Source organism: Priestia sp. BR_2, assembly GCF_041954005.1.
GTDB lineage: Bacteria > Bacillota > Bacilli > Paenibacillales > Paenibacillaceae > Paenibacillus_AQ > Paenibacillus_AQ lautus_A.
In genome coordinates, this window is record NZ_JAVFHM010000093.1 from 1 (window position 1) to 1,587 (window position 1,587).

Below are 1,587 nucleotides of genomic sequence, written 5' to 3' on the forward strand. Positions count from 1 at the left end.
GAACAGTTGTTATTGGAAGCACTAAAGTAGCAAGTAACGGACAATTTTTCATGACAATTTCTAAGCAAAAATCAGAAACAAAAATATCTGTGAATGCCAAAAATAGTACGGGAGAAAGTGCACCTACAACAGTTGTGGTTAAAGATAAAACAGCACCTTCTATACCAACAGCAAATAGCATTACAGATCAGCAAACAGTCGTCACAGGAACGGCGGAACCTAATGCTCAAGTAGATATAAAAATTGGTAATACGGTTATTGTAACAGGAACATCTAATGCTAAAGGAGAATTTAAGCTTACCATTCCTAAGCAAAAAGCAGGAACAAAAATCTTTGTTACAGCAAAAGACTTAGCTGGAAATATAAGTGTAGCTCAAACAATTACCGTTCAAGACAAAACAGCGCCATCAGCTCCTGCCGTAAACAAGGTCACGAGCCAATCTACTTCTGTAACAGGTACAACGGAAGCAAATGCAAAACTTACAATTAAAGTAGGTACTAGGCTGATTGGCAGCGGCACAGCGGATGCCAAAGGGCAGTTCAAAGTTGCTATAGCAAAGCAGAAAGTAGGAACAAAGCTATCAATTACATCAACCGATTTAAGCGGAAATCAAAGTGTGGCTAAAATAATTACCGTAGTCCAATAGAAAAAAGAGTCCTTTTCTACAAGTAGAAAAGGACTCTTTTTCGGTTTTAATTAGGTTTAAATCAAGCATGATATAAAGTCATATCTTCGACATTATAGCATAAGGATTCGACGAATATAAACAAAAAGTTGAAAAAAGTACATGATTTAAGGGTTTTATCAACTTAAGTAAAAAAAAGTAAAAAAAAATCAGCGTACCTCTGGCAAGTATGAAATTGTATCCGATATTAGGGAAGAGTATTTTTTATGCAATATTACTAGAAAAATAGAGAAAGGTAAGGCGAAAAGAAAATGAAATTTATATTAAAAGTTGTACTAGGGCTAGCCATTGTTTTAACTCCACTAGCCTGGTTCACCACAGCAGAAGCAGCAGGAACAGAACCTCTTGTGTCGGTAAAACTAGAAAATTATCTAGGCAACAAAAGCAGCATTACTATTCATCCTTCAGCATTATACCGTGTGAAAGATGAAAATGTAACTCTGCAAGCGAACAGAGATTACGAGGTGAAAGTTGCTGGTGCGAACGTAGCGTTATATCAAGGAGCAGAAAAGTTAGGCGAGTTTCCTAGTTTTGAAGTCACCCCTTCTACTTACGACGCCAAACTTACTATTAACAGCATGTCTTATTTAGGAGACATGAAGTTTACGAATGAAGGTAATAAGTATGTTCGTCCTATTAATACGCTTCCTATGGAAGATTACATAAAAGGCGTAGTAGGAAAAGAACTGTATTGGTCTTTCAAAACAGATACATTTAAAGCCCAAGCGATAGCAGCAAGAACATACGTAATTAGCCTTCCAAAATCAGTATTAATTAATGACAAGACAGATTACCAAGTGTACGGTGGTGACTATTGGGATGAACGTATCGCTCAGGCCGTGGAAGATACGTTTGGCCAAGTTATTACATATAAAGGTAGTATTATAAACTCTGTATATTC

The 1,587-nt window shown here is 36.5% G+C and carries 2 protein-coding genes; both read left to right on the top strand.

The genetic code is table 11. The annotated features are described in order from the left end of the window. Positions 1 to 647: Ig-like domain-containing protein (locus RB298_RS02610; RefSeq protein ID WP_486045605.1), on the top strand; the 647-nt coding region annotated here is incomplete at its 5' end. Between the two features lie 290 nt (positions 648 to 937). Further along, the coding region (locus RB298_RS02615) for a SpoIID/LytB domain-containing protein (RefSeq protein WP_486045607.1) at positions 938 to 1,587 on the top strand (650 nt) is incomplete at its 3' end.